Source organism: Synechococcus sp. Nb3U1, from assembly GCF_021533835.1.
Classification (GTDB): Bacteria; Cyanobacteriota; Cyanobacteriia; order Thermostichales; family Thermostichaceae; genus Thermostichus.
The window spans coordinates 592079-618135 of record NZ_JAKFYQ010000001.1; the positions used below are offsets into that span (position 1 = coordinate 592079).

Genomic DNA, 26057 nt, shown 5'->3' on the forward strand with positions numbered 1-26057 from the left:
GGGTTTGTCCCGGCAATGTCATTACCCAGCACAGGAATGGTCACCGCCGTATTGGCCGGGGTTGTTGCTGTGTCATCGTTGGCTGTCGGCCCTACTGATTCCACCGTCACTGTGACAGTGGCCGTGTCACAGAGGGGTGTAGAACCGTTATCACAAACCTCGTAAACAAAAGTGTCTGTACCGGTAAATGAGGGATTTGGAGTGTAGGTAATCTCTCCAGTTAGCGGATTAACACTGACCGTGCCATTGCTTGGAGGCGTAGTGATAGTGACACTAGTGGGATCCAGAGGGTTTGTCCCGGCAATGTCATTACCCAGCACAGGAATGGTCACCGCCGTATTGGCCGGGGTTGTTGCTGTGTCATCATTGGCTGTCGGCCCTACTGATTCCACCGTCACTGTGACAGTGGCCGTGTCACAAGTGGGTTGAATAGTCAAAAAGCCTGTATCACAAACCTGGTAAACAAAAGTGTCTGTACCGGTAAATGAGGGATTTGGAGTGTAGGTAATCTCTCCAGTTAACGGGTTAACGCTGACTGTGCCATTGCTTGCAGGCGTAGTGATAGTGACACTAGTGGGATCTAAATCAAAAGTAACACCTTGATCATTGGCCAGCACATCAATGACAACAGGCGTAACTCCTGAAGTGACTGCGCTGTCGTCATCTGCAATAGGATTAAAAGTAATAACGGCCCCGTTGGCAGCCAGATCTATTCCGCCCTTAGCCTCAGCAGTGTTTGTAGGGAATGTGCTTACATCAGCAAACTGAGCCGGAACGGTTGGTGCATCTTCACCTGCCAAAGAGAAACCAAAAAAGACTTGGTTAGCAGCAATTCCCAGATCTTTGTAGCTGACAAAAACTCCGGAAAGCTTCTGATTTGTAACCGTAGCCGTTACCGTAGCACCTGACAAGGTAGGGCCTGCAGATTTATAAACCTTAGTAGAAGGAATTACAGTTCCCTTGCCCCAAGTTCCACTGCCGACAGAAATCACAGAACTATAGGTTGGGGATAATAATGGATTACTTTGAATTGCGGAGATTGTAAATGGATCGTTTCCCCCTCGCTCTAAAATTAAAAAACCAATTTTGTCTAACTTTGCTGGCGGAGCTGTAATTCCTGAAGTATTGATATAGTCAACTCTTTCGATGTTGTTGGAATTTACAGATCCAGTATTAGTAAACAAGTTATCTGATCCGGCTTTGATAATCAGTGTTGGTTGAATTAGAAGAGCATCCTCCATTGTGTTCAGGCCTAACGTTATCGGAGTGTCAGGATCACGCACCCAGACAATTTGACGAGAACCTTTTACATTTGCATTATCAACTCGATTGAGCTTAACTTGATTAATAACGCTTGAGGGTGTAGCTTGTAGGGTGCCAACAGAAACATTAGTCAGTTCGCTGTTGACATCGAGAGTTGGTACGGCAGCGGTTTGCAGAGTGTGTTGGTAGCGCTGCTGCGCGCTATTCTCAACAACAATGGTTGAAGCAACTTCACGGCCGGCAGTAACCTCCAGGAGCCAGTCGCCATTCAAATCTGCATAACCGGTAGCATTGTTGGACGCCGCAATATCGGCTTGGGTCAAGTGAGCCAATTGCTCAACCAACAATTCCCCTTCAGATCCGGCAGCGACATGGCAACCATAGATCAAAATATCAGCAGCAGGTGCCAAGGCTTTTTGCCATGCCTGCAGCTGCGGCACATAGGTGCCTACGTTGCTCAGTGAGAGTGACACTCTCCCCAACTCAATGGCTCCCGGGCTGCCATGAGAAAGAATATGAATGGCCTGGATTCCTCGGCGGATGCTTAAAACCTCAGTAATTTGTCGGATCCCGTCTTGATTGCTATCCAGCAGTATCACCTCAGCACTGGGATGGATCCCTGCCAATAAGATGGCCAAATCCGGCAGATTTGGATCCACAAAAACCAGCTCCTGGCGAGCAGCAGTATCCACAATCCCACCAGGATCCTTTTGGACTGCGTTGATCTCAGCCGAAGCAGATATTAGCAGCAAGAGTGCAGTTGCAACGCTTCCCAAACCCAACTTAGGGATCCAGCGCTTGACTGTTAGCCCCTTGGCTTGAATAGCTTGAGATCCATTAGATTTTTGGGCTGACATACTGACGCTCCTGCACACAGAGTCTTGATCCTGCTTCTACAAAACGTGAGGAAACTAGGGGAATGTAATCGTTACAGAAACAGCATTGGAAGATTGTCTTACACCGTTGACCGTGACAAAAGCCCTGTTGATCAAGACCAGCCCTGGCCGCTCTGGAGTGGGAGCTGATGGGGTAGGCAATGGAGGTCTGGGTGAGTTCTCCGGCAGCGGTGGTGGCAGGGGTACAGGGATTTCCACCCGACAGAGTTGATCCGACTGATTGCCTTCAGGAGCGTAGCAAACCCGAATTAGGTCTTCTACAAAGCGTAAATTGCCGAAGCGAAGCTGATCCGCTCGATTGATTAAATCTGAGATCAGCTCTTCAACAGTTCTGGCCGTTGTCGACAAAGCTACCTGTGTAAAAAGGATATTCTCCAGATCCCGTAGCTCGGCAGACGTTAGGTTTACCCAGGCAATTATGCCCTGATTTTGCTCCCGCAGAATCAGGCGATAAAGGGCTTCACTCCAAGGGCTAACATCCACTGCCGCGCTGAAGACAAACCCTCGTAAAACGCTGCCATCGGCAGCACTCACCTGCACCAGTTGTCCAGTTGGAGCGGTGATTGAACCTGGAAACGAAAAGCTAAAGCCTCCTCCAGAGCTAAGAGAGGTTGTATCCCGTGCTGGCAAAAGAAGATCCCCTCGTGAGCTAAGGTTGAAAAGTTGAACAAGGCTGCCTGAACCAAAAACAATGCTCCTGCCTCTACACAAGGCTACTTCTGAATTGCCAGGGCAACCCAGTAAGATAATAAGGATCCAGTACCCGCCCCGTAAGGACTGCTGGGATCCCTGCCGTTGGGCTGCCCCCACCATTGGGCAGTGGAGCCGTAGTTAAACTAGAGCTGTCCCCACCACAACTTTTCAGTAAGATTGCCGCTAGCAGTCCAGCCACGGCCACTAAGGATCGGATTGCCTTGTCTCGAGTTGCCATTACCGCACCACCAATACTGCATCACGGAACTCTGTCGTCAAGCTCAGCCCACCGCGGCTAATCTGCAGGCTACCGCTCAACAGGTAGTTGCCGGCCGCCAAAGGAGATGTCGTCTCAACCCTTACGGCCACTCGATTTTCTCCAATCGCCGCCGGAAAGAGATTGGCAAAAGGAGGCCCTAAATCTTCCGCTACTCTGGCCAAAACAAAGGTTCCTTGGGTGGCCTCCGCCAGCTGCTGTAGCTCAAACAGATTCAAATCTGTCCCCAAACCGACGATGTAGGCTGGTATCCCTCGCTGGGATCCGTTGGGCAACTGCTGCACTTGGCGGGTTACTTCCCTCAAGCTCAGGAGACTCTCGTTATCAATCCCATCTGTAAAAACCACCAGCCGCCGGTTGAGATTTTCACTTTGCCGGAAATCGCTGAGAAACTGAGCTGTCTCTAGGGTGGCATCGTAGAGAGCTGTATTGCCTCCAGGAGTGCTAAGTAGAATGCCTCGACGCAGTGCTGCTTGATCGCTGGTGAAGTCTTGTAGGAGCTGCGCGGTTCGCAAAGGTCGGCCCAGAGCTGTTGTCCCAAAACCGATTCCCTGATTGTCAAACCGTAAAATTGCTCCCAGATCCAAGGGGGAAGAACGAAACTGTTGCAATAGATCAAACGCTGCAGAAAACCTGCGATCCTGGCGATCGGTAACAAACAGGCTGCCTGAGCTGTCCATCAGGAGCGCCATCGCCAGGGGTTGCCGCGTTAGGTCAGGAGAAGGATTTTGAACCTGGCTGGGGATTAACCTCAAAGAGGTGGGCTGCGGGATTCCCACCAGATCCGTAACCCTATCAACCCTAAAGCCAATTTCATTCACCGCCAGCTGTGTTACAGGTCGAGGAGGATCCCTTTGCTCGAGCAGAGAAATGCTAAACTCCATCTCCCCTTGAGTGCCGACGAAAAAACGCGTAAAAGCCCCATTAACCCATTAAAAGTAAGGCGGCTCCCGCTTGCTCCGGAATCCCCTACGCCGACTAGCGTACTGGAGGAGGAAGATCCACAGCCTGTTACTGCCCACAAAGCTAGAAAACCGACCCAAGAGAACCAATGCAAAGTAATCAACCTGAAAAAAGCAGAGAAGTCAGAAGCAGTTGCCAAGGGAACAAGCTCCTCTTCTAGGGAACGATACGGTAGATATTTTTATACTACCGCCGTGGAAGATACCAAATTTTTTTCCAAGAAGCAATCGACAAGAGGTTAACCTGGGTCAATTGTCGGGAAGGATCCCATCCAACAGTTAACCTCTCTCACATCCCCTCGACCTGAGCCATGCCCTACCCTCAGCTGGCCAGCGCTTCTGAGCGTTCCTCAATCACTCGATCCACCAGACCGTAGGCTTGTGCTTCTGCAGCAGAGAGGTAAAAGTCCCGCTCCACATCCCGCTCAATTTTTTCCAGCGGTTGTCCAGTGGTCTGCGCCAAGATCTCGTTCATGCGTCTTTTCACCCGTAGAGTCTCACGGGCGCGAATTTCGATGTCACTGGCTTGGCCTTGAATTGTGCCAATCGAAGGTTGATGGATCATGATGCGGGAATGGGGCAAGGCAAAGCGTTTCCCTTTGGTACCGGCGGCCAGCAAAAAGGCTCCCATAGAAGCGGCTTGACCCACACAAACCGTAACAATATCAGGCTTAATGTGGTTCATGGTATCGTAAATAGCCATACCTGCCGTTACAGACCCGCCGGGGGAATTGATGTACATAACAATATCTTTCTGCTGATCTTGAGAGTTCAAATATAGCATCACCCCAACAATAGTATTGGCCAGACTATCATCAATGGGTTCACCTATAAAAAGAATTCGCTCTTGATACAAGCGATCATCTAAATTGATCCACTGGCTGTAGGGTTCACCAGGCAAACGGTAGGGAACACGGGGTACTCCAATCGGCATAACCAACTCCTTAAAAGATCAAAAAAGTTCAGGACAAAACTCAGACATCCTTCTAAGTCTTTGTTCAAAGAGGACAGCCCACCTGTCAGATATCTTCTACATTCCAATTCAGCCTTCAGATTCAGCCGGAATAAAACCAGGAAAGCCCTCGCCTGGGATCCCCTGCAATCTACCCTCCTCTTCAGCTTTTTCGCCGAGCTAACCCCAGGGTGAACTCAACCTATGCACCTAGAATCTAGGATCAGACAGCAAGCCTATCCTTCTCTGGAGCTAGTCAGCTTTTGGCTGCTGCCAAAGCAGGTAAGGACTTGGTACTGGTTAATACTTGGTCGATCAAACCGTAGGCCTTGGCCTCTTCCGGGGTCATGAAAAACAGACGCTCTGTATCCCGTTTAATCCGTTCCAGAGGTTGTCCCGTACTGTGGGCCAGTTGCTCTAACATCATGTTGCGCACCGTCAACACCTCTCGAGTGCGAATTTCAATATCACTGGCCTGACCACGGGTGCCGCCATAGGGTTGGTGTAGCACTATCGTGGCATTGGGCAAACTGGCCCGGAACCCCTTCGCTCCCGCTGCCAACAACATCGCAGCCATACCAATGGCGTTGCCAATGCAGATGGTGTGCACCGGTGGCTTAATGTAGTTCATCGTATCCAAAATGGCAAAGGCCGCTGTGTCATAGCTGTAGGTGCCCGTGGAGTTGATGTACATCTTGATCGGTTTTTCCCGATCTTCGTACTGCAGATACAGCAGCTGCTCCACAATCAGCTTGGTGACGTTGGCATTAGACTCCTCCGCCAAGGGCAAGCCCAGATAAACGATCCGCTCCTGCAAAAGCAAGGATGCCAAATCCGGTGGAGGGGTACGAACCGGGGCACCACCCCCGTAGTAGTAGGTTGATTGCACCATGCCAGGGTTCTCCTATGGGTGAATCCACTCAAAACATCAAAGGTAAAGAGTAAAAGAGGACAAGAAAGGGATCCGTGGGACTTCGGATCCCTTGTACAAGAGAGGGCAAGAAAGACCAGATACAGGGCAGAGTTTATTCTGCTCCTTGCGGCAACAAGACCCGCTCTGGCTCGGCAATCAGCACCTTTGGCTTGCGCTCATCATCCACATCGATGATTGCTTCAGCCCCTTCCTTCACCCGCCCAGTCAGGATCTCCTCCGCCAGAATATCCTCCAAGAGACGTTGAATGGCACGACGCAAAGGACGTGCCCCATAGCTGGGGTTGTAGCCCTCATCCACCACCAACTCCTTAAAGCGGTCGCTGACTGTGAGGCGAATCTTCTTCTCCGTCATGCGGTCAAACACTTCCTTGAGAAGGATATCGGCAATTTGCTTCACTTCCTCCTTGTTCAGTTGCCGGAAGACGATGATCTCATCCAGCCGGTTGAGGAACTCAGGACGGAAGTACTGCTTTAACTCCTCGTTCACCAGGTTGCGGATGCGGTTGTAGTTGGCATCCTCATCATTACTGTTGAACTCAAAGCCCAGGCTACCGCCTCCTTTCTCGATCACTTTCGAGCCGATGTTGGAGGTCATTACCAACAAAGTGTTTTTGAAGTCCACCGTGCGGCCTTTGGCATCCGTCAAGCGGCCATCTTCCAGAATTTGCAACAGCAGGTTAAATACATCCGGATGAGCCTTCTCAATCTCGTCAAAGAGCACCACTGTGTAAGGGCGACGGCGCACTGCTTCCGTGAGTTGACCTCCCTCATTGTAGCCCACATAACCCGGTGGGGATCCAATCAGCTTACTGACGGTGTGTCGCTCCATGTACTCCGACATATCCAAGCGGATCATGGCCGACTCAGAGCCGAAGAAGTAAGCCGCCAAGGCTTTGGTCAGCTCAGTTTTACCCACTCCTGTTGGGCCAGAGAAGATGAAGCTGGCAATCGGACGGTTGGGGTTTTTCAACCCGACACGGGCACGACGGATAGCCCGCGAAATGGCTCGTACCGCCTCCTCTTGGCCGATAATGCGCTGATGGAGGGTCTCTTCCATATTCAGCAGCTTCACCGATTCGGTTTCTGTAAGTTTTGCCACTGGCACACCCGTCCAGGCACTCACCACTTGGGCAATATCCTCTTCGGTTACCTCCGGCATCTCATCGCGGTTGTTTTCCTCTGCTTTTTTAGCGGCGGCAATGGCGCGGATCTGCTGCTTGATTTCCATCTCCCGATCCCGCAACTGGCCCGCTTTGTCAAAGTCTTGGGCACGCACAGCCGCATCTTTATCTCGCAAAACCCGCCGCAGCTCTTGATCCAGTTCTCGAGCCGCTGGAGGCAGTTGGGAATTGATCAAGCGCACCCGAGAAGCAGCTTCATCCACCAAGTCGATGGCTTTATCGGGTAAGAACCGGTCGGAGATGTATTGGTCTGCCAACTTAGCAGCAGCATCCAGAGCAATATCTGAGATTTTCAGTTTGTGGTGTTGCTCGTAGCGCTCTCGCAATCCGAAGAGGATCTCGATGGTTTCGGAAACCGTCGGTTCCCCCACCATGATTGGCTGGAAGCGACGTTCTAACGCAGCATCCCGCTCGATGTGCTTGCGGTATTCATCCAGGGTAGTGGCCCCAATGCACTGCAATTCGCCCCGTGCCAAGGCTGGCTTCAGAATGTTGGCCGCATCGATAGCTCCCTCGGCAGCACCGGCCCCAATCAAGGTATGCACTTCGTCAATGACCAGAATGACGTTCCCCGCCCCACGAATTTCATCCATGATTTTCTTGAGGCGTTCTTCAAACTCACCCCGATACTTCGTTCCAGCGACCAGCAAACCAATATCGAGGCTAACTACCCGCTTTTCTGCCAGGATATCCGGTACATCCCCCTGAACAATGCGTTGGGCCAAGCCCTCAGCAATGGCGGTTTTACCAACCCCAGGCTCGCCAATGAGCACTGGATTGTTTTTGGTGCGGCGACCCAATATTTGAATCACCCGTTCGATCTCTCGCATCCGACCCACCACGGGATCCAACTTGCCATCCTGGGCCAACTGGGTGAGATTGGAGCCAAACTCGTCCAGGGTTGGAGTTTTGGTACGGCCAGAAGATCCACCCCCAGCCGTTACTTCGGCAGTTTCCCCCAGCATGCGAATCACTTGGGTGCGCACCTTAGAAAGATCTACCCCCAGGTTCTCCAAAACGCGTGCGGCTACCCCCTCTCCTTCTCGGATCAGGCCTAAGAGCAGGTGTTCGGTGCCGATGTAATTGTGGCCCAGCTGACGGGCTTCTTCTAGAGAGAGTTCCAGCACTCGTTTGGCGCGGGGAGTGAAGGGGATCTCGACGGCAACAAAGCCGGATCCGCGACCGATAATTTTTTCCACTTCAATACGGGCATCCTTCAAGTTCACTCCCATGGACTTGAGAACTTTGGCAGCGACCCCAGTGCCCTCGCCGATTAACCCCAATAGAATTTGCTCAGTGCCAACGAAATTGTGACCCAACCGTCTGGCTTCTTCTTGCGCCAGCATGATCACCTTGATGGCTTTTTCCGTAAAGCGTTCAAACATGATCTTAGGCTCCCTACGCCTGCATCAAGGCGGACTTGATAAGGCTAATCCTAACACAGGATCTTGGGAGGCCAAGGGACGGTAAATACCCCAGACTGGAGTTGTCCGGGGAGGAAACGCGCCTGGAGAGATTTGAACTCCCGACACCGTGGTCCGTAGCCACGTGCTCTAGTCCACTGAGCTACAGGCGCAAGCTACCCAACTGCGATGAGAATGGGGCAACCACGGTTGAATGTCTGTCCGCAATGGACTTTTATCAATGTGGCTCAGGTATTCTAGCACAAGAGAGTCTTTTGGGAAGTCTGACGGAAGTGCAGATATCCGTCAGCATTGGCCTTGCCAGGTTTGAACGTGCTCTCCCCCCACCTCTAAGCCGGCTTGATGGCTTTCGGCGGTGAGGATCTGTGTCCAGACTTGGCCGTTGCGCCGCCAAAGCTGCATGAGCAAATGCCCCGCCAAGGTGTCTCGACAGTTGCGCCGCATCCCTTTGGGGCCTGGGGTAAAGACGGTTTGTCCGGGTTGTCGGCTATGGCCCTGCAGTTGGATACAATGGGCGGCGTTTTGCCCTGTGATTTGCCAGGATCCCCAGGGATCCACTTGCCAAGTTAGATGAGCCTGGCCGGGTCGCCATTCCAGAAACGGCTGGGATCCCCAACCGTGCAGGCTGATCAAGGCCACTTCTTCCGAGCGGGCGAGCACTCGCCGTTCGGCTCCGGCACAGGTGAGGCTGAGGCCGGGATGCTCCGGGAAGGCATTGCACTGGATCCAAAACCAGCGACGCGGAAAACTTTGTCCCCAATTTTTTTCGGCATAGGCGGGAACCTGTTGAAATTCATACCGCTGCCCCCCCCATTCCACCCAGCCACTAGCCAAACCGTGGGCCATCAAGATCTGCCAGCCCGGCTCAAAAATGGGCAAATAAGACCAGATCCCCATCGTCGCTTGCGGTGGGATCCCATAGGCAAAGTGGGGTTGGATGCGGTAGAGCCAACGAATCGGCTCTGAACAGAGGGGATCCGGCAAAATGCCCTGGTTCAGGTGGGCAGAGAATTGGTAGCCACTGGAGAGGATCTGAAAGAAAGTGAGGGGATCCTGGAGTCCGGCGGGGTTGTGATCACATCTCCCCTCCCGCAAGGCTCCCCTATGCCCGAGATGATCCCGCTCTGCCCAAAACCCGTTGGGATTGGAGAACGTGCGCCAACAGAGCTGATCCTGCGGCCCCAACACCTGCGCCATGCCCCCCTGCTGCGGATTGATGGCGTACATAAAAGAAAAACTGACGGAACCCGGGTTAGCTGGCTCGGTTGGATCCCTTGCAATGGGCAAGGTAACTCGGGTGTACCAGCCCTCGAAAAACGGCTGCGTCCAGCCATCCCAGTGGTAGCCCGCATGGGGCAGGGATCCCGGATCTTTGAGGACTCTCGGCCTACAGGGATCCACACTCAAAAAAAACCGCATCGAGCTCAAGCCCATAGATAAAGTTCAGTAGATAAAAACCTATGATTATCAAAGGAATAATTATATTGTCTCTATATTTATCTACCTTTAAGATAACAACCAAGCTAGGACTTAAGGATCTCTTGAGATTTCACGGAGGGGACTTCGTGGCTCTAGCGGATTGAAGGCTTTGTTTTTGCGTTCATTATCCTTTCAATGAGGTAAGCATGAGTTCACGTCGCAACTTCTTGCTGTCCGCTGGAGCAGCAACAGTTGGCGGAATTTTGAGTAGTCGTTTGGCACAGGCCAGTTCCGGTTACTGGGTTGCTCAGGCCAGTGGCCCAGAGACTCCTAACGTCAAGTTGGGTTTTATTCCGATTGTGGAATCTGCCCCCCTGATTATTGCCCAGGAAAAGGGGTTCTTTGCCAAACATGGCATGACTGGCGTGGAGGTTCTCAAGCAGGCCAGTTGGCCTGCAGCGCGTGACAATGTAGTCATTGGTTCAGCGGGTGGAGGCATTGATGGAGGCCAGTGGCAAATGCCCATGGCTCATCTGATTCATACCGGAGCGATTACCAACAACCAGCCTGTCCGTATGGCGCTTTTGTGTCAACTAATTACTCAGGGGAATGGAATTGCCGTGGCAGGTATGCACACTGGCAAAGGACTAGGGCTGGATATTTCAGGAGCAGCAGAGTACATCAAAAACTTTCCGGCCACCAATGGACGTAAGTTCAAAGCTGCCCATACGTTTCCCAATGTGAATCAGGACTTTTGGATTCGCTACTGGTTTGCCGCAGGGGGTATCGATCCAGATCAAGATATTGATCTATTGGCCGTTCCTTCTGCTGAAACAGTGCAGGGTATGCGCAATGGCACCATGGATGCCTTTAGCACCGGGGATCCCTGGCCCTACCGAATTGTAGCGGATGGAATCGGGTTCATGGCAGCTCTGACCCATCAAATTTGGCCCTTCCACCCTGAAGAATATCTGGCTATCCGGGCCGATTGGGTGGAACAAAATCCCAAAGCAACCCAAGCCATTTTGATGGCAGTGATGGAAGCGCAGCAGTGGTGCGATGATCCAGCCAACCGTGAAGAACTGGTGCGCATTCTATCCCGGCGCGACTATCTAAATGTTCCAGCCGATGTGCTAACACCTCCCTACCAAGGTAACTATGAGATGGGAGATGGCAAGCCCAAGATTCAAGACTTTAATGCTGGCCCACTGTATTGGGAAGATGGTCGCGGTAGTGTTTCTTATCCCTACAAGAGTCATGATCTTTGGTTCTTGACTGAAAGTCTACGTTGGGGCTTCCACAAACAATTCATTCCTGATTTGGATACGGCGCGTCGCCTGGTGGATGAGGTAAACAGAGAAGATCTGTGGCGCGAGGCGGCCCAGGCTTTGGGGGTCAGCAACATTCCCAGCAGCACCTCACGGGGTACGGAACGCTTCTTTGATGGGGTAGTGTTTGATCCCCAGGATCCACAAGCCTATCTGAACAGCTTAAAAATCAAGAAAGCCTAATTGGCCTCTATGTGCTGGATTGGAGAAGATATCGATCTTTCTCCATCCAGCCAACGGGATTCGTAGCTAACAGTATCTCGCTGGGTTATTCAGTAACTATCGTTTGTATTAGGTTCGTTATGTTGGCACTGATCAATATTCTTCGGGAATACTCTTATTCTAGGGATCCCTTTTCCTATGAACCGAAGAAGCCCTGCTTGGCTAAGCTACTCTTGTCAGTGACGATTGGGTTGTTAGGTTTTGCAATTGCTCTGAAAGTTTTGTTGAGCTTGGAAACCCTATGCTTGCCTACAGGGTCAAAAAACCAAACAGGCCAGAACTCCTGTCTCATTTCTCAAATTCTGTAAAGCCTGTCCAAACTCCAGAGAGCCTCAAAGTTTTACTGTCCTCTATCTGCTACTAACCCATGACGGCAACACTTTCTTCTCCTGCCTCTAAATCTAAGACTGCAAAAGTTGATCTGACGAAATATCGAGATCAAGTTCTGCCGCCAGTCGTTGGGATCGTTGGATTTTTGCTCATCTGGCAAATCTTAGCGAGTACCAATCTCATTCGTCTGCCGGGGCCGTGGGATGTTTGGATGGATGAGCGCAGCCGTTATCTGATTCTTCACCCTTGGTATCGCAATAGTGACCTGGATCAGGGTCTCTTACGGCAAACCCTGGCCAGCCTAAAACGGGTGGCGATTGGCTATTGCAGCGCCGGATTGGTGGGGATTGCCCTCGGTATTTTGGTGGGCAGCAGTACCTGGATTAATCGTGCTTTGGATCCAATTTTTCAGTTTTTACGCATGGTAGCTCCCCTGGCTTGGGTACCGATTTCCCTGGCAGCTCTGCAACGCAATGAACCTGCTGCTCTCTTCGTGATTTTCATTACCTCGATTTGGCCAATTTTAATCAACACTGCTGTGGGAGTGCGCCAGATCCCAGAGGACTATATCAATGTGTCCAAGGTACTCAAGCTCTCCAAGATAGACTTCTTCTTTAAGGTCTTGTTGCCCTCTGCCTTGCCCTATATGTTCACCGGCTTGCGGATTGGCATTGGTTTGTCTTGGTTGGCGATTATTGCAGCAGAAATCGTCATGTCGGGTGTACCTGGAATTGGCTTTTTTATTTGGGATGCCTATCAGCAAAATTACGTGACTGAGATCATTGTTGCCGTTGTTTACATCGGGGCTGTGGGTTTGTTGCTGGATCGACTGATGACAGCTTTACAAGCCAAAATAGCAAATCGCTAGGCTTTTTCGATGCTTTTTATACTGTTTTGCTTGAGGAGGTATTGGTTGTGTCTGTACTGGTGAATGTGGAGCAGGTAGAAAAGTCTTTTGGTTTACCTGGAGGTCAGGAATATCTCGCTCTCAAAGGCATTAATTTGCAGATCCATCAAGGAGAATTCGTTTCCCTGATTGGGCATTCTGGTTGTGGTAAGTCTACCCTCTTGAATATGGTGTCGGGTTTGGCTTTGCCTACAGGTGGGGTAGTAGCTTTGGATGGACAAACCATCACTGCCCCTGGCCCGGATCGCATGGTGGTGTTTCAGCATTACTCTCTGTTGCCTTGGCTAACTGTGCGGCAAAATGTTGCCTTGGCTGTGAATGCGGTTCTGAAAAATTATTCCCAGGCAGAACGACAACAGATTATTGAGGAGCACATCGATTTGGTGGGGTTACGCCATGCTGCTGATAAGCCTCCGGCCCAGCTGTCAGGGGGTATGAAGCAGCGGGTGGCCATCGCTCGCGCTCTTGCTTTACGGCCCAAAGTGTTGTTATTGGATGAGCCATTTGGGGCTTTGGATGCTCTGACACGAGGCAATTTGCAAGAGCAACTGATGCGCATATGTGAAGAACATCACATGACCACCATTATGGTCACCCATGATGTGGACGAGGCGGTGCTGCTCTCGGATCGGGTAGTCATGCTCACCAATGGGCCGGGATCCCATATCGGTAATATTTTAACCATCGATATTCCCCGCCCTCGCCGTCGCTTGGAGGTGGTGAATCACCCCAGCTACTATAGCTACCGTAGCGAAATCATCTACTTTTTAAATCAACAAAAACGGATTAAACAATGGCGTGCCCGCAAAGAGGCGGTGATTGCCCGACATGGCTTGGAAAAGGTCAACCTGGATATTGGCTTTGTGCCTCTGACCGCCTGTGCTCCGCTAGCGGTGGCTCAAGAAAAGGGCTTTTTTGCTAAGCACGGATTAGAAGAGGTGAAGCTGGTGCGGGAAACCAGTTGGCGTGGGATCCAAGATGGCATCATTGGGGGGTATTTGGATGGTGCCCAAATGCCCGCCGGTATGCCGATATGGATGTCTTTGGGGGGTGGAGACAATTCCCCGCAGCCGATAGTGACGGCCCTGACCCTCACCCGCAATGGCAACGCCATTACCCTACACAAACGCTTTTACGAGCAAGGGATCCACACCCTCAGCCAGCTGAAGGCCTACATTCTGGATAGCCCCAGCCGGCAACTCACCTTTGGGGTGGTGCATCCCAGCTCAATGCACAATTTGCTGTTGCGCTACTGGTTGGCCGCCGGTGGGATCCACCCCGACCAGGATGTAGTGCTGAAAACCTTGCCCCCGGCCCAGATGGTGGCCAATTTGACGGCGGGCAACATCGATGGCTACTGTGTGGGGGAACCCTGGAATTTGCGGGCCGCCCTCGAAGGCAGCGGCTTTACGGTGGCCACTGATCTGGAAATTTGGCTGGGGCATCCGGGCAAGGTGCTGGGGGTACGGGAAGACTGGGCCAGAGCCTATCCCAATACCCACATTGCCTTGGTCAAGGCCCTTATGGAGGCCTGTCGCTACTGCGAGGATTCAGCCCATCACGAGGAAATTCGCGAGCTCCTCAGCCGACGCGCCTACCTGAGCACGGACAAAAGCTACATCCATCTGGGGGATCCCCATCGTATCACCTGTGACCTGGATACCCCGATGCGGGAATATGCCCACCATCAGTTCTTTTTGGGAGCGGGTAACCGCCCCAGCCGCACGGAGCATCTGTGGATGATGACCCAGATGGCTCGCTGGGGAGATCTGCCCTTCCCCCGCAACTGGGTGGAGATCTTAGAGCGGGTCTGCCAAGTAGGGGTTTTCAGTACAGCGGCCCGTGAGTTGGGCATTGATGTCTCCTATCAGCGGCATCCCATTCAATTGTTTGATGGAGTTCCCTTCAATGGGGAGGATCCCGTGGCTTACCTCAACAGTTTGCCCATCAAACACGATATCTACATGGCAGAAGTGGCCTTGAACCGCCGTCCATTGGTGCTATCGTAACCATGATTGCCCATGCTCATCTATAGTGACTCATAGCGATCACTTTAGATCTTTGGTTACTTTGATTTGGGCATTCCAGTCTATCTCTCACCCCTAGCCAATTCCAAGAACTTTGCTTAGGAGTAAGCTCAAATGACGGCAATTCTGACCGATCCTGCCAAGATTCAAGTAGCAGCCAAACCTTACCTAAGTATTGAAAATGTCAGCAAAATCTATCCCACCCCCAAAGGTGACTACCCCGTTTTGCGAGACATCAACCTCACCATTCAGGAAGGTGAGTTTGTCTGCCTAGTCGGACACTCCGGTTGCGGCAAGACCACTCTTCTGAACATGGTGTCTGGCTTTGCTCAGCCGACGAGCGGATCTGTACAGCTAAAAGGGCGAACCATCACAGCTCCGGGGCCAGATCGGATGGTGGTGTTCCAGGGTTATGCTCTGCTGCCTTGGCTGACTGTTTATGACAATGTCTATTTGGCAGTTCAATCGGTATTTCCCCAAAAGAGCCAGTCGGAAAAGCATCAAATTGTGGAGGAACATCTGCATTTGGTAGGACTAGGGGAAGCAGCCCAGAAGTATCCGCCGCAAATTTCGGGAGGGATGAAACAGCGAGTAGCGATTGCCCGTGCTCTGGTCATTCGCCCGGAAGTGCTGATTTTGGATGAGCCTTTTGGCGCTTTGGATGCCATCACCAAAGAAGAATTGCAGGAGGAGTTGCTGCGAATTTGGAACGATCACCGTTGTACGGTCTTGATGATCACTCACGATATCGATGAGGCTCTGTTTTTGGCCGATCGACTGGTGTTGATGACCAACGGCCCGGCGGCTACCATCGGACAGGTGATCGATATTCCCTTTGCTCGGCCCCGCGATCGGGAGCGCATTTTGGAAGATCCGCAATACTACCGCCTGCGCAATTCCATCTTAAGTTATCTCTACGGGCATGAGGCCAATCCAGAAGCAGCGCACTAACAGATCAGAGCTTCCAAGATCTAGCCCGTAAGACGATTGCTATGAAAAAATCTTGATTGCGAGAGCTGAAGATGCCGCGTGTTTATCCTTATCAACCGATTTTGCTGAGAATTTTGCATGGTGCAGCAGCAGTACTAACTGTTTTAGCTCTGATTTCAGGCTTTTGGGTTTACAACACCTATGACAAACGTTGGGGTGCCCTTCCTTTACCTACGCTAGGAGATATACAGGGTATTCACGGTACAATCGCTTTAACTTTTCTGTTGTTTTTGCCAATCTTTGCTCTTTATAGCTTTCATCTTGGCTATCGTCGCTTAATCCAAGAGCAATCACTTAGTCAGCTAAAAAAATATGGTAAGCCAGTTTTTTGGATCTCTATTCACCATTTGATTAATACACTGATGCTGCTTTCAGTAACGCTTGCAGTGGTGACAGGTCGAATGATGAAAGAAGAGTGGCTTCCCGCTAGAGAGATCAATCATCCATGGTATTTGGTGCATTTGATAGCCTGGGTATGTGTGTTTATCAGCATTGCACTGCATCTGCTGATGGGTGCCAAAGTCGGTGGAGTGCCTTTGCTTCTGTCTATGTTCAATTGGAAAGTCAAAGGCGAAGATTCTTTTCCCTCTTGGCTAAAAGGATTCAAGATCAAACACTCTAGCTTGGTTTTAAGAGCTACTGAATTTGTTGTGATTGGAGGAATTGTTTTGGCGTTTGTTTTGCCAGTTCTTAGTGTCTAATCTATATTTTTGTAAGGATTGATGCTCAGGGATCCCCGGATGAATTCAGCCGTTGCTGCTGGGCTAACCGGAAATTAAGCAAAATCACCGGTAAGATTCCCACCAACACGATCGCCAAAGCTGGGGCTCCTGCTTCCGCTAGCCGTTCATCAGCGGCCATCCGGTAGGTCTGCACCGCCAAGGTGTCAAAGTTAAAGGGCCGCAGCACCATTGTGGCGGGCAATTCTTTCATCACATCTACGAATACCAGGATCATCCCCCCCAGGATCCCTCCCCCCATCAGGGGTAGATGCACTCGCCACAGGGTTCCCAGGGATCCCTGGCCTAGGCTGCGGGCTGCTTCATCCAAGCTGGGAGGAATCCGCATCAGGGTGGCTTCGATGGTGGAGAGGGAAACCGCCAAAAATCGCACCAAATAGCCAAAAATTAACGCTGTGATTGTGCCACTGATCACCAAGCCAGGGGGTTGTTGGAAAAGTACCTGCCGCAGATGGCTCAACATCTGATCCAGCCGCCCCAGGGGGAGCAGTACCCCCACGGCGATCACCACCCCTGGCAGAGCATAGCCCAAAGACGACAGCTGTACCGCTAGGCGCAGACCCCAGGGGGATCCCAGGCGTCCTAACCCCTGCAGCCGCAGGCCATAAAGCACCAGCACGGATACCAATATGGCAATCACCGCCGTCACTGTGGCCAGCACCAAGCTGTTTTGGGCGTAGCTCCAGAAGCGGCGACCCAAGCTCCCCTGTCGTAGGGTCATATTCAACAGGATCAGGGCGGGAACGCCAAAGCCCAAGACAATCGGGATCCCACAGGCTAGCCAAGCTCCCACGGCTCGCATTCCCCGCAGGACATAACGACTGGCGGCGGGTTTGCACCCCTGGCGATAGTAGCGTGCTCGCCGTCGAGCCATTTGCTCTCCTACCATCAGCAGCAGCACCAACAGCAGCAACAAAGCTGACAACTGGGCTGCCGCCACCGGGTTGCCCAAGGCCGTCCAGGTTCGGTAAATGCCTGTCGTAAAGGTATCTACCCCGAAATAGCTGACGGTACCAAAATCATTCAGAGTTTCCATTAGCGCCAACAGAGCCCCAGCTACAATTCCTGGTCGGGCCAGGGGCAACGCCACCTTCCGAAAGCTGGCCCAAGGGCCGTAACCCAGGGATCGGCTCACCTCCAAGCAGGCCACTGATTGCTCCTGAAAAGCCAGCCGCGCCGCCAAATACACGTAGGGATATAAGGTGAGAATCAGCAGCAGCGTTGCCCCCCAGAGGGAGCGGATGTTGGGAAACCAGTAGTCGCCAATTCCCCAGCCGGTGATCCGCCGCAGCCAAATCTGAAAGCCGCCGGTTACCTGCAAAAAATCGGTATAGGCATAGGCCAAAACATAGGTGGGGGCCGCCAGGGGCAATACCAGCATCCATTCCAGCCAGGCCCGCCCCCAAAACTCACATAGGGTCACCAACCAGGCGGTGCCACTGCCTACCAGGATCACCCCCGTTGCCACCCCTACCATCATCAGTAGGGAATTGCGTACGTAAAGCCCTAGCACCGTCCCTGCCAGATGTTCCCACACCTGCCGCTCGTCCGCTAGCAGACTCAACAACACCGTCAGGGTGGGCACCAAAATTAGGCCCGTTAAAACCAGGGTGAGCAATGCCCAGCAGTTTAACCTAGGCCATTGCATTTTCCTGAGGCTGTGCCCAAAGTATTTCTTTAGGGGTGGCTCGGCCAGTTTGCTCATCCAACTTAGGTGAAATTTTCACAAACTCAAATTAATGTTCCTCTCTCAGTCGATAATCGGCTGAGAACCTGATCCCAATCAAGAAACCTTATTCTACCCTCTCACGAACCTGGGTTTGGATAAAGCCAAAGCTGGCATGGGTTCTGACATGGGCTAACTTACTCAAGATATCGGGGATCCCTGACCAGGGATCCCCACCCTCCGGAGCCAGGATCAAGTCTGTCTATCTGAATTAAGGTTTTTGAGCTAGATATTTGCTCCCGCCAAACCCTACTTCCAGCCGGCTCGATCCATGACCATCAATGCATCTGGGGTGACTCGGCCAATACTAGCGGCGTTGAGGGTATCTTCCTTAAAGCTGCCAAAGCTCGCCACCACCGAATCGATCTCCGCTCCCGCCAAAACCGGATACTCATTATTGCTCTGGGCGAAAATGGCTTGGGCTTCTGGCCCGGAGAGGAACTCTAGAAACTGGATAGCTGCTTCTTTGTTAGGAGAAGTTTTCAAAATACCAGCACCGCTGATATTGACATGAGTGCCGCGATCCTCCTGGTTGGGGAAGAAGACACCAATTTTCTCCGCCACCGCCCGATCTTCGGGGTTATCGGACTTAATCAGGCGGGGCAGGTAGTAGGTGTTGGATAAGGCCACATCCCCGACGCCGGCAGCAACGGCCTTGATTTGATCCGTATCTCCTCCTTCCGGCGGACGGGCAAAGTTGGCCACCAAGCCCCGCGCCCATTCCTCCGTTTCCGGGATCCCGTGGGCCAAAATGATCGAGGCGGTCAGAGATTGGCTATAGACATTGCTGGAAGAACGGGTGAGCACTTTACCCCGCCACTTCGGATCCGCCAAATTCTCGTAGGTGGAGAGTTCGCCAGGATCCACTGTGTCTTTGTTATACATGATCACTCGTGCCCGTTTGGTGAGACCAAACCAATGCCCTTCCGGATCCCGCAGGGAGGCGGGGATATTTCTGGACAGGGTAGCAGACTCGATCGGTTGAAACAAGCCCTCATTTTGGGCACGCCACAGCCGGGCAATATCCACCGTCATGAAAATATCGGCAGGGCTATTCGCTCCTTCGCTGCGAATTCGCTGGGTAATCTCGTCGGCATTGCCCTGAACCCAGTTGACTGTAATGCCCGTTTTTTGCTTAAACAGCTCGTACAATTCTTCATCGGTGCCGTAGTGCCGTGAAGTATAAAGGTTTACCTCCTGGTTAGCGCCGTGGGCCGGACGCAGGAAGGATCCCGCCGCCAAGGCTACAGAGCCTAAAGAGACTCCACTGACAAACTGCCGTCGCGATAAGCGCATATACAACTAACTCCCAAGCTCAGAAAATCCTAAAAAAAGCTGCACCACCCCATTAACAGAGTCGGCAATGGCCCTCTCTGCTGAGAAAACGCTCAAAAACCGCTCCACTGAAGCAGAAGTGGTTGCCCTGAATTTGAAGCCCGATGTCGGTTACCTCAGGCTCAACTTGTTGAGATTTTTATTCAGGAACTTTTCTCTGGTGCTCATGATAAGAGATCTCAGATACCTGGTCAAGCTATTAAGATATATTCTCATTTGTGGATCGTCTGCTGATCCACAGAGTTTGGGAGAGCTCGGTTGAATGCTGAAGGGCGAGGGGTTCAATGGCAATCGAGGCTGGCAAACACCTGTTCCGCTTGGGGCAGGGCGTTGTTGCCGGTGGAGATGAGCAGAAACATGAGCAGGTCTTCTCGGTGCAAAACCGCGGACTGATAAACGACACTGGGCACGGTTGTGGATCCCTCTTGGCTCTCTCCTTCCAAGATCAAGAGCGAGATGGCCTGATCGCAAAGGCGGCGGGATTCACTGCGCTCGAGGGTAATTTCTACATCCTCGGAACGGAACTCACTGACCCCTTCTCGAAAATTGGCCTCTAGCTCCTGCCGGTCGATCTCGTTCAATGCCTCAGCGCCAATGCGGCCCACCATCAGCAGCACCTCTTCGTCGCGGCTGGTTACCCCGGCAAAATCGATCGGGCCGAGGCTAAAGCTCACCACCCCCTGTGAGCCGCCAGGAATTTGGTGTTTGAAAATGGTTTGTGCTTTTTCTTCTACAGCCCCTGAGTCGAGGGTAAAGCCCGTAACTTCCCGCAACACCCGCGAGAGATAGTAGCCTGCCGCAACACAGGATCCCACCCCCAGCACCAGGAGCAGTCCGCACCCGAGGGCAACCCCGCGCCAGGGAAAACCAGAACGGGGATCCGGTTGAGTGGAAGTCATAGCAAGAGCCCCAGCCTGCAACGTTGGGTGACTTGAGTGTAGCAAGGTGTGTTCACCTAAGGCGGAGATCTTCAACACCTGTAGGGCTGGAAATCCTTTGGGTATCCCTTTGGTATAACGAGGGGAGGGTATGTAGCAAGATATGACAGGCTCCCTTTCTGACTTGCCCCGACTACAGCCGCAAGACAACAGCAGGGATCCCGACGCGGCCATTCTGGTGTGTGGCTATAACGATTTGGTAGAGCTGACCCTACAGGCTTTGGAGGCTTTTGGACAACGGGCCTTGGTGGTGGATCCGCAGCCGCTGCCTACCCAAATCCATCGCTGGCGACATCTGCGAGGGGATCCCCGGCAACGGGAGGTATTGCAACAGGCTGGGATCGAGGGGGTGAAGGTGGTGCTGCTGCTGCAAGACAACGACCAAGCTAATTTCGAGCTGGCCTTGTTAATCCGCGATCTCAACCCCCAGGTGCGCATTGTTTCTCGTCTGTTCAACCGCAGCATCGCCGCTTACCTCGACTCGGTTTTGCCGCAGCACTTTTCCCTATCTATTGCCGCTTTGGCTGCCCCGGCCTTTGCCCTGAAAGCGGTTTCGGATGAATTTGTCGGCTACTTCGAGTTGCCCCAGCTGGAGGCCAAGCCAGCGATTCTGCCCCCCGAATTGGCGGATCCCTTGTCCCTCACCCTGTCCCAAGAAACCACCCTCTGGAACGTGGTGGATCTGACAATTGAGGATAACTCCCGCCTGTTGCACATGCCCCTGGCGGAACTGGAAGAAACCTTCGGGGCGCGGGTGCTGTTCCACTACCCGGTGGATGGACTTTCCGACTTTTCCGAGTGCCGGGTTTTCGATGATTTCGACCATGAGGCAGAGCTGATCGAGGGGGATCGCATTCTGGTGATTTGTGATCCGCAAGCCTACCTACAACTGTTGGAGCGCAACGGGCGGCGCGGATCTTCACGGGCCCAACGCTGGGCCAGCGGGCAGGCAGAAGACAAACAACAACAACGGCAGCGCACACCCCTCCGGTGGGGATCCCTAGGATTTTGGCTGCGCAGGGGGGGGCAAGGGCTGGTGCAGATGAAGCCGATCGTGCGCACCCTCACCTTCACCTTGGGAGCAATGTTGGTGTTGGGGGTGATTAACTTCAGCTTGATTGGCAAATCCGTCGTGGATGGATTGCTCCTGACGATTGTGGTGCTGACGGGGGGCTACGGGGATATTGAAGATTTTCAGCAGCCGGACACGCCGCTAGCGGTGAAAGTGTTGGCGGTATTTATGACTTTGGTGGGGGCAGCTTTGGTCGGGTTGGTTTACGGTTTGGTCACCGACAAGTTGGTGAGCAGCCGCTTTGGCTTGGGGCGGGCCGCGCGCATGCCCAAGCAGGATCATGTGGTGATCGCGGGCTTAGGGCGGCTGAGCTACTTAGTCTTGCAGTTGTTGCGGCAGATGGGCTACGAGGTGGTGCTTCTGGAACCAGAAACCCAAAATCCCCTGCTAGAAGCGGCAGAGCGGGAAGGGGCGATGGTCATTCGAGGCGATTATGCCCTGGCCGGAACCCTACAACAGGGGCACATCGAGGGCAGTCGCTGTCTGATTTGCACCACCCGCAATGACCTCACCAACATCGAGACAGCCCTCACAGCCCACACCCTCCACCCTGGCATTCGCACTATTCTGCGGGTCGCCGATCCAGAACTGGCGGATCGGATGCAGCGCCATATTCAAACCCTCGGGATCAGCTATAGTGCCACCGGGCTGGCGGCACCGGCCTTTGCCACAGCGGCTCTAGTGGGATCTGTTTATGGCACGTTGGCTTGGGAAGGGGAAACCCTCTTGGTGACACTGCTGGAGGTTTCTGCCCAGTCCCACTACCTGGGGCTATCGCTGCGGCAGTTGGCCAAAGATTACGATCTTGTGATTTTGCTGCATCAGTCCAGGCCGGGCAAGCCTCAAATTTTCCCAAAACTTTGGCAGAAAGAAGGTGAGACTTTTTTGAAGGAGGGGGATCAACTGTACGTGATGGGGGCAGTGGGATCCCTGATTCGCCTAGCCCAAAACCGGCCTTTCCCCCCAGAACTCTATCAGGTGCGCCTTTTGGAGTACCACAACGCCTACTTCGAAGAGGAGATCCTCTCGGCGCTCTCCTTTTATGCCCGTTTGCCCAAGACTGTGCTCAAGCCTCTATTGCACCATCTTCCTGCTGTGGTCAGCCCACCCATGCCCCGTGACAAGGCAATCAAGCTAGCCCGACAGCTGCGCAAAATGAGCACGGAGGTGCAGGTGTTTGCTCAGGTGCAGCCCACCCATGGGATCCCTGGGGCGATGTCCGAAACTGTTTAACCGCCCTAGTGCTGTTGCCACCACACGCTCAGAAAAGCTGGGGCCAGGATGGCGGAGCGGTTGAACCCGGCTTAGGATGCAACCAAGCTGTGGGCAGCCCGCTTGTAGGCTTCGTCCAGGGTTTCCGCTAGGGTGGGGTGGACATGCACCAAGGTGGCCAATTCCCTAACACTGGCTCGGCGGGCAATGGCTTGGGCGGCCTCGTGGATCAAATCTGCAGCATGAGCGCCGAAAATATGGGATCCCAGCAGTTGCCCGGTGGCTTTGTCGAAGATCAACTTCACCATGCCGTCGGTTTCTCCAGAGGCGATCGCTTTGGAGTTGCTGCCAAAATAGGTGCGCACCGTGCCGACGCTGTAGCCCTCTTCTTTGGCTTGGGGTTCCGTCAGCCCGACAAAACCCATTTCCGGGTGGGTAAACACCGCCGCCGGAATGCTCAGGTAATCCATGTGGGTGGTGCGGCCACAGATGTTCTCCACCGCCACGATCCCCTGAGCCGCTGCCGCATGGGCCAGCATCATCTTGCCCGTGACATCGCCGATTGCCCAAAGGTGGGGCAGATCGGTGGCCATGCGGTTATCGACGGGAATAAAGCCCCGTTTGCCAATATCGATCCCCAACTCCGCCAAACCCAGCTCCCGCGCCACTGGGATCCGCCCGGCTGCCACCAGACAGCCATCCACCGAAAGGGTTTCCCCGGTGGACAGGTGAATGGTCACCGGATCCCCAGGGATCACCTGTTTGGCCAAGACCCCCACAAGAGTTTGAATAGGGCGGGGTTTGATCAGCACCCGTTGTGCCAGCCGAGCGATATCTGGATCGAAGGCGGGCATCAGCTTATCCAAGGCCTCGATCATGATCACTTCCGCTCCGAGGGCCGTGTAGACATCCGCAAATTCCTGGCCGATGTAGCCACTGCCGATGATTGCCAGCTTGGCCGGGATCCGCTCCAGTCGAACGGCTTCGTCGCTAGTAAACACCGTCTTGCCGTCGGTTTGAATGCCAGGGGGCACAAAGGGCTGGGATCCGGTAGCGATGATCACATCCTGGGCGGTGTAGGTTTGGGATCCGGTTTCCCCCTGCACCTCCACGCTTTGGCCCGAGAGCAGCTTGCCCCGTCCCCGCAGGATCGTCACCCCTAACTTCTCTAAAGAGCGGGTCATGTCGGAGCGAATTTTTTCCACCATCCCTGCTGCATGGGCAGCAATCGCCCCCCGGTCAAATTGGATGGATCCCACTTGAATGCCCAGTTCAGAGCTGTGTTGCAGTTCTCGCAAGCGACCGGATGCCGCCAACAGAGCTTTGGAAGGAATACAGCCGCGATTGATGCAGGTACCTCCCATTTCTGCAGATTCGATAATGGCGGTTTTCAGGCCGGATTCGACAGCGTGTAGGGCAGCGCCGTGTCCGCCAACGCCCGCGCCAATAATGATCAGGTCGTACTGGTGCTGCGCACCTTGTGTAGCAAGAACGAAGCTCATGGTGAAATCGGGTGGACAGGTACTCTATTGTCTCATTCTGACGCCCCTTGCACATTAGATCCCCCGGTTTGGATCCCTTGAGCAGGTTCTACCACCTCTTGTAGGGCTTGGCGGGCGATGCGAGTGACGTAAACGGTGACAGCCACCGTGGCCATCAAACCAACAATGCGAATGATCCATTGGGCGATTTGGGCCTGTGGACCCAACTCTGAGCTGCCCATGTTGGCCAGGGATCCCGCCAACGAGCCGATGTACACATACATAAACGTGCCCGGCACGATCCCGGCAGTGCCCACCACATTATCCAAAAACGACACCTGGGTCAGCCCCAGGGCATAATTGAGCACATTGAAAGGAAACGCTGGTGACAAACGAATCAGGCCAACGATTTTCCACCCCTCACGCCCCACCGCCCGATCAATAGCCGCAAACTTCGCATTGCCCTCGATCAGCTTGGCCACCCGTTCCCGTGCCAAGTAGCGTCCGATCAAAAAGGCCAGGTTCGCTCCGATCGTCGCCCCGATCACCACATACAAAGCTCCCGCCAGCACCCCGAATACAGCCCCCGCCCCTAAGGTCAGCACAGAAGCCGGCAGAAACAGTACCGTCGCCACAATGTAGATGCCGATGAAGATGATCGGCCCCAATGGCCCCAGCCCTTCGATCCAGGCTAGAGCATCGGTAAAAAAGCTCTGGACAGCTCCGAACAATCCCAATTGATGCGCCACCCAAAAGACAACAATAGCCACACCCAGACTAACAGCAAGCTTGAGCCAAGACCGCCGCTTGCCAGGGGCTGCGCTTGGTTGAGACAGATTTTCCATTAGTCAAACTCCTATAGAATGGGTGAGCCTTGAGATATGGGAAGCATCTATATCAATTCAATAGAGGTTCAGATCTCTTTCCTATCTCAATGGGGAGGCGCAATCTCTCAAAGTTAGATACACAGGCTGCCCGTCCCCCATTGGCACAAGACCTTTGTTTAATTCCGGGCAACCTGCACATCTATCTCGAAAAACTGACTTAGCTATCGGTCACCACCAGGGGGTAATTCAGGGTGGGGTTGAGGGGGCAGCTATACACATATTCACCCGGTCTGAGACTGACCACGTAATCTTTGGTCATTCCTTCTGTGAGGCCACCACCACTGACTCGGGGTAAGGTCACACCCCCCAATCCAGCCCCCCTCAAATAGAACCCTACTTCATAAGGTACCGATTCGTTGGTGACACGGAAAACATAATCTCCAGCGGGCAGGGTGAGCGGTTGAGCTGTGCGGCTATCGGCAGTGGTTTGGTTGATCTGTTTGCAGTCTTCCGCCGAATTGGATTGGAAGTTCAGGTTCACCCCTTCGCTCTCCAAAAACTGACAAGGAGTTTGGGTCAGACTAACGATATTTTTGCCATCTACCACTTCTACTGCCAACTTGTAAGAGGCACAGGGGTTGGCCACCGCTTTCACATCAGCAGTTTCAACCGGCTCGCTGGCAGAGCTGGAAGCCGCACAAGGATTAGCAGTCTTAGCTGCACAGGGATTAGCTGCACAGGGATTAGCGGATTTTGCTGCGCAGGGGTTGAGAGGAGCACAGGGATTTGGCCCACATGGGTTGGCTTGGGCAGTTAATGAACTCTGAGTAATACCGCTCACAAGGCTAAGGACAATGGCACATCCAATCAGGGCCAGGTACTGAACTTTCATCAGGAAACTCCTTAAAGATTGGCTAAGAC

19 protein-coding genes and 1 tRNA gene are annotated in these 26057 nt (G+C 53.1%); 6 read left to right on the plus strand and 14 right to left on the minus strand.

Features of this window, described 5'->3' with window-relative positions:
• From L1047_RS02745 to L1047_RS02780, 8 genes are all read right to left on the minus strand, one after another.
• Positions 1-2120: DUF4347 domain-containing protein (locus tag L1047_RS02745; RefSeq protein WP_235277207.1), on the minus strand; the 2120-nt coding region annotated here is incomplete at its 3' end.
• 54 nt (positions 2121-2174) lie between these two features.
• Positions 2175-2789 (minus strand): hypothetical protein, encoded by a 615-nt coding sequence (locus L1047_RS02750; RefSeq protein WP_235277208.1) that lies wholly within the window; start codon positions 2787-2789, stop codon positions 2175-2177.
• Positions 2790-3089: 300 nt separating this feature from the next.
• Positions 3090-4013 (minus strand): vWA domain-containing protein, encoded by a 924-nt coding sequence (locus L1047_RS02755; protein WP_235277209.1) that lies wholly within the window; start codon positions 4011-4013, stop codon positions 3090-3092.
• A gap of 400 nt (positions 4014-4413) precedes the next feature.
• Positions 4414-5025 carry an ATP-dependent Clp protease proteolytic subunit gene (locus tag L1047_RS02760; protein ID WP_235277210.1) on the minus strand — a complete coding sequence of 204 codons (612 nt, stop codon included), beginning with the start codon at positions 5023-5025 and terminating at the stop codon, positions 4414-4416.
• Between the two features lie 274 nt (positions 5026-5299).
• Complete coding sequence (locus L1047_RS02765; protein ID WP_235277211.1) at positions 5300-5935, minus strand: ATP-dependent Clp protease proteolytic subunit; 636 nt, start codon at positions 5933-5935, stop codon at positions 5300-5302.
• Between the two features lie 133 nt (positions 5936-6068).
• Complete coding sequence (locus L1047_RS02770; protein WP_235277213.1) at positions 6069-8543, minus strand: ATP-dependent Clp protease ATP-binding subunit; 2475 nt, start codon at positions 8541-8543, stop codon at positions 6069-6071.
• A 117-nt stretch (positions 8544-8660) separates the two neighbouring features.
• Positions 8661-8734 (minus strand) — tRNA-Arg (locus tag L1047_RS02775).
• A 133-nt stretch (positions 8735-8867) separates the two neighbouring features.
• Complete coding sequence (locus tag L1047_RS02780; RefSeq protein WP_235277215.1) at positions 8868-10001, minus strand: tocopherol cyclase family protein; 1134 nt, start codon at positions 9999-10001, stop codon at positions 8868-8870.
• Positions 10002-10207: 206 nt separating this feature from the next.
• Between L1047_RS02780 and L1047_RS02785 the strand changes: the two genes are divergently transcribed.
• From L1047_RS02785 to L1047_RS02805, 5 genes are all read left to right on the plus strand, one after another.
• Complete coding sequence (locus L1047_RS02785; RefSeq protein ID WP_235277216.1) at positions 10208-11512, plus strand: CmpA/NrtA family ABC transporter substrate-binding protein; 1305 nt, start codon at positions 10208-10210, stop codon at positions 11510-11512.
• A 406-nt stretch (positions 11513-11918) separates the two neighbouring features.
• Complete coding sequence (gene ntrB, locus L1047_RS02790; RefSeq protein ID WP_235277217.1) at positions 11919-12749, plus strand: nitrate ABC transporter permease; 831 nt, start codon at positions 11919-11921, stop codon at positions 12747-12749.
• Positions 12750-12796: 47 nt separating this feature from the next.
• The gene (locus tag L1047_RS02795) at positions 12797-14797 is read left to right on the plus strand and encodes an ABC transporter ATP-binding/substrate-binding protein (protein ID WP_235277218.1); all 2001 of its coding nucleotides are present in this window, start codon (positions 12797-12799) and stop codon (positions 14795-14797) included.
• A gap of 132 nt (positions 14798-14929) precedes the next feature.
• Positions 14930-15766 carry a nitrate ABC transporter ATP-binding protein gene (locus L1047_RS02800; protein WP_235277219.1) on the plus strand — a complete coding sequence of 279 codons (837 nt, stop codon included), beginning with the start codon at positions 14930-14932 and terminating at the stop codon, positions 15764-15766.
• A 71-nt stretch (positions 15767-15837) separates the two neighbouring features.
• On the plus strand, positions 15838-16506 hold the full coding sequence (locus tag L1047_RS02805; protein ID WP_235277220.1) for a cytochrome b/b6 domain-containing protein: 669 nt from the start codon (positions 15838-15840) through the stop codon (positions 16504-16506).
• A 25-nt stretch (positions 16507-16531) separates the two neighbouring features.
• Here the strand turns inward: L1047_RS02805 and L1047_RS02810 are convergent, their stop codons facing one another.
• The 3 genes from L1047_RS02810 to L1047_RS02820 all read right to left on the minus strand — a co-directional run bounded on the left by L1047_RS02810 (position 16532) and on the right by L1047_RS02820 (position 20505).
• The gene (locus L1047_RS02810; protein ID WP_235277222.1) at positions 16532-18193 is read right to left on the minus strand and encodes an ABC transporter permease; all 1662 of its coding nucleotides are present in this window, start codon (positions 18191-18193) and stop codon (positions 16532-16534) included.
• Between the two features lie 327 nt (positions 18194-18520).
• Entirely contained in the window at positions 18521-19573 is a 1053-nt protein-coding gene (locus L1047_RS02815; protein ID WP_443081675.1) for a Fe(3+) ABC transporter substrate-binding protein, read from the minus strand.
• Between the two features lie 314 nt (positions 19574-19887).
• A complete protein-coding gene (locus tag L1047_RS02820) occupies positions 19888-20505 on the minus strand; it encodes a hypothetical protein (RefSeq protein WP_235277224.1) in 618 nt (205 codons plus the stop codon).
• Between the two features lie 142 nt (positions 20506-20647).
• On the opposite strand from L1047_RS02820, the gene L1047_RS02825 reads away from it, so the two are divergent.
• On the plus strand, positions 20648-22849 hold the full coding sequence (locus tag L1047_RS02825; RefSeq protein WP_235277225.1) for an NAD-binding protein: 2202 nt from the start codon (positions 20648-20650) through the stop codon (positions 22847-22849).
• Between the two features lie 71 nt (positions 22850-22920).
• On the opposite strand, the gene lpdA is transcribed toward L1047_RS02825, so the two are convergent.
• The 3 genes from lpdA to L1047_RS02840 all read right to left on the minus strand — a co-directional run bounded on the left by lpdA (position 22921) and on the right by L1047_RS02840 (position 26028).
• The gene (gene lpdA / locus L1047_RS02830; protein ID WP_235277226.1) at positions 22921-24330 is read right to left on the minus strand and encodes a dihydrolipoyl dehydrogenase; all 1410 of its coding nucleotides are present in this window, start codon (positions 24328-24330) and stop codon (positions 22921-22923) included.
• Between the two features lie 32 nt (positions 24331-24362).
• Positions 24363-25154 (minus strand): TVP38/TMEM64 family protein, encoded by a 792-nt coding sequence (locus L1047_RS02835; RefSeq protein WP_235277227.1) that lies wholly within the window; start codon positions 25152-25154, stop codon positions 24363-24365.
• A gap of 199 nt (positions 25155-25353) precedes the next feature.
• Complete coding sequence (locus L1047_RS02840) at positions 25354-26028, minus strand: hypothetical protein (RefSeq protein WP_235277229.1); 675 nt, start codon at positions 26026-26028, stop codon at positions 25354-25356.
• Positions 26029-26057: the final 29 nt, after the last annotated feature.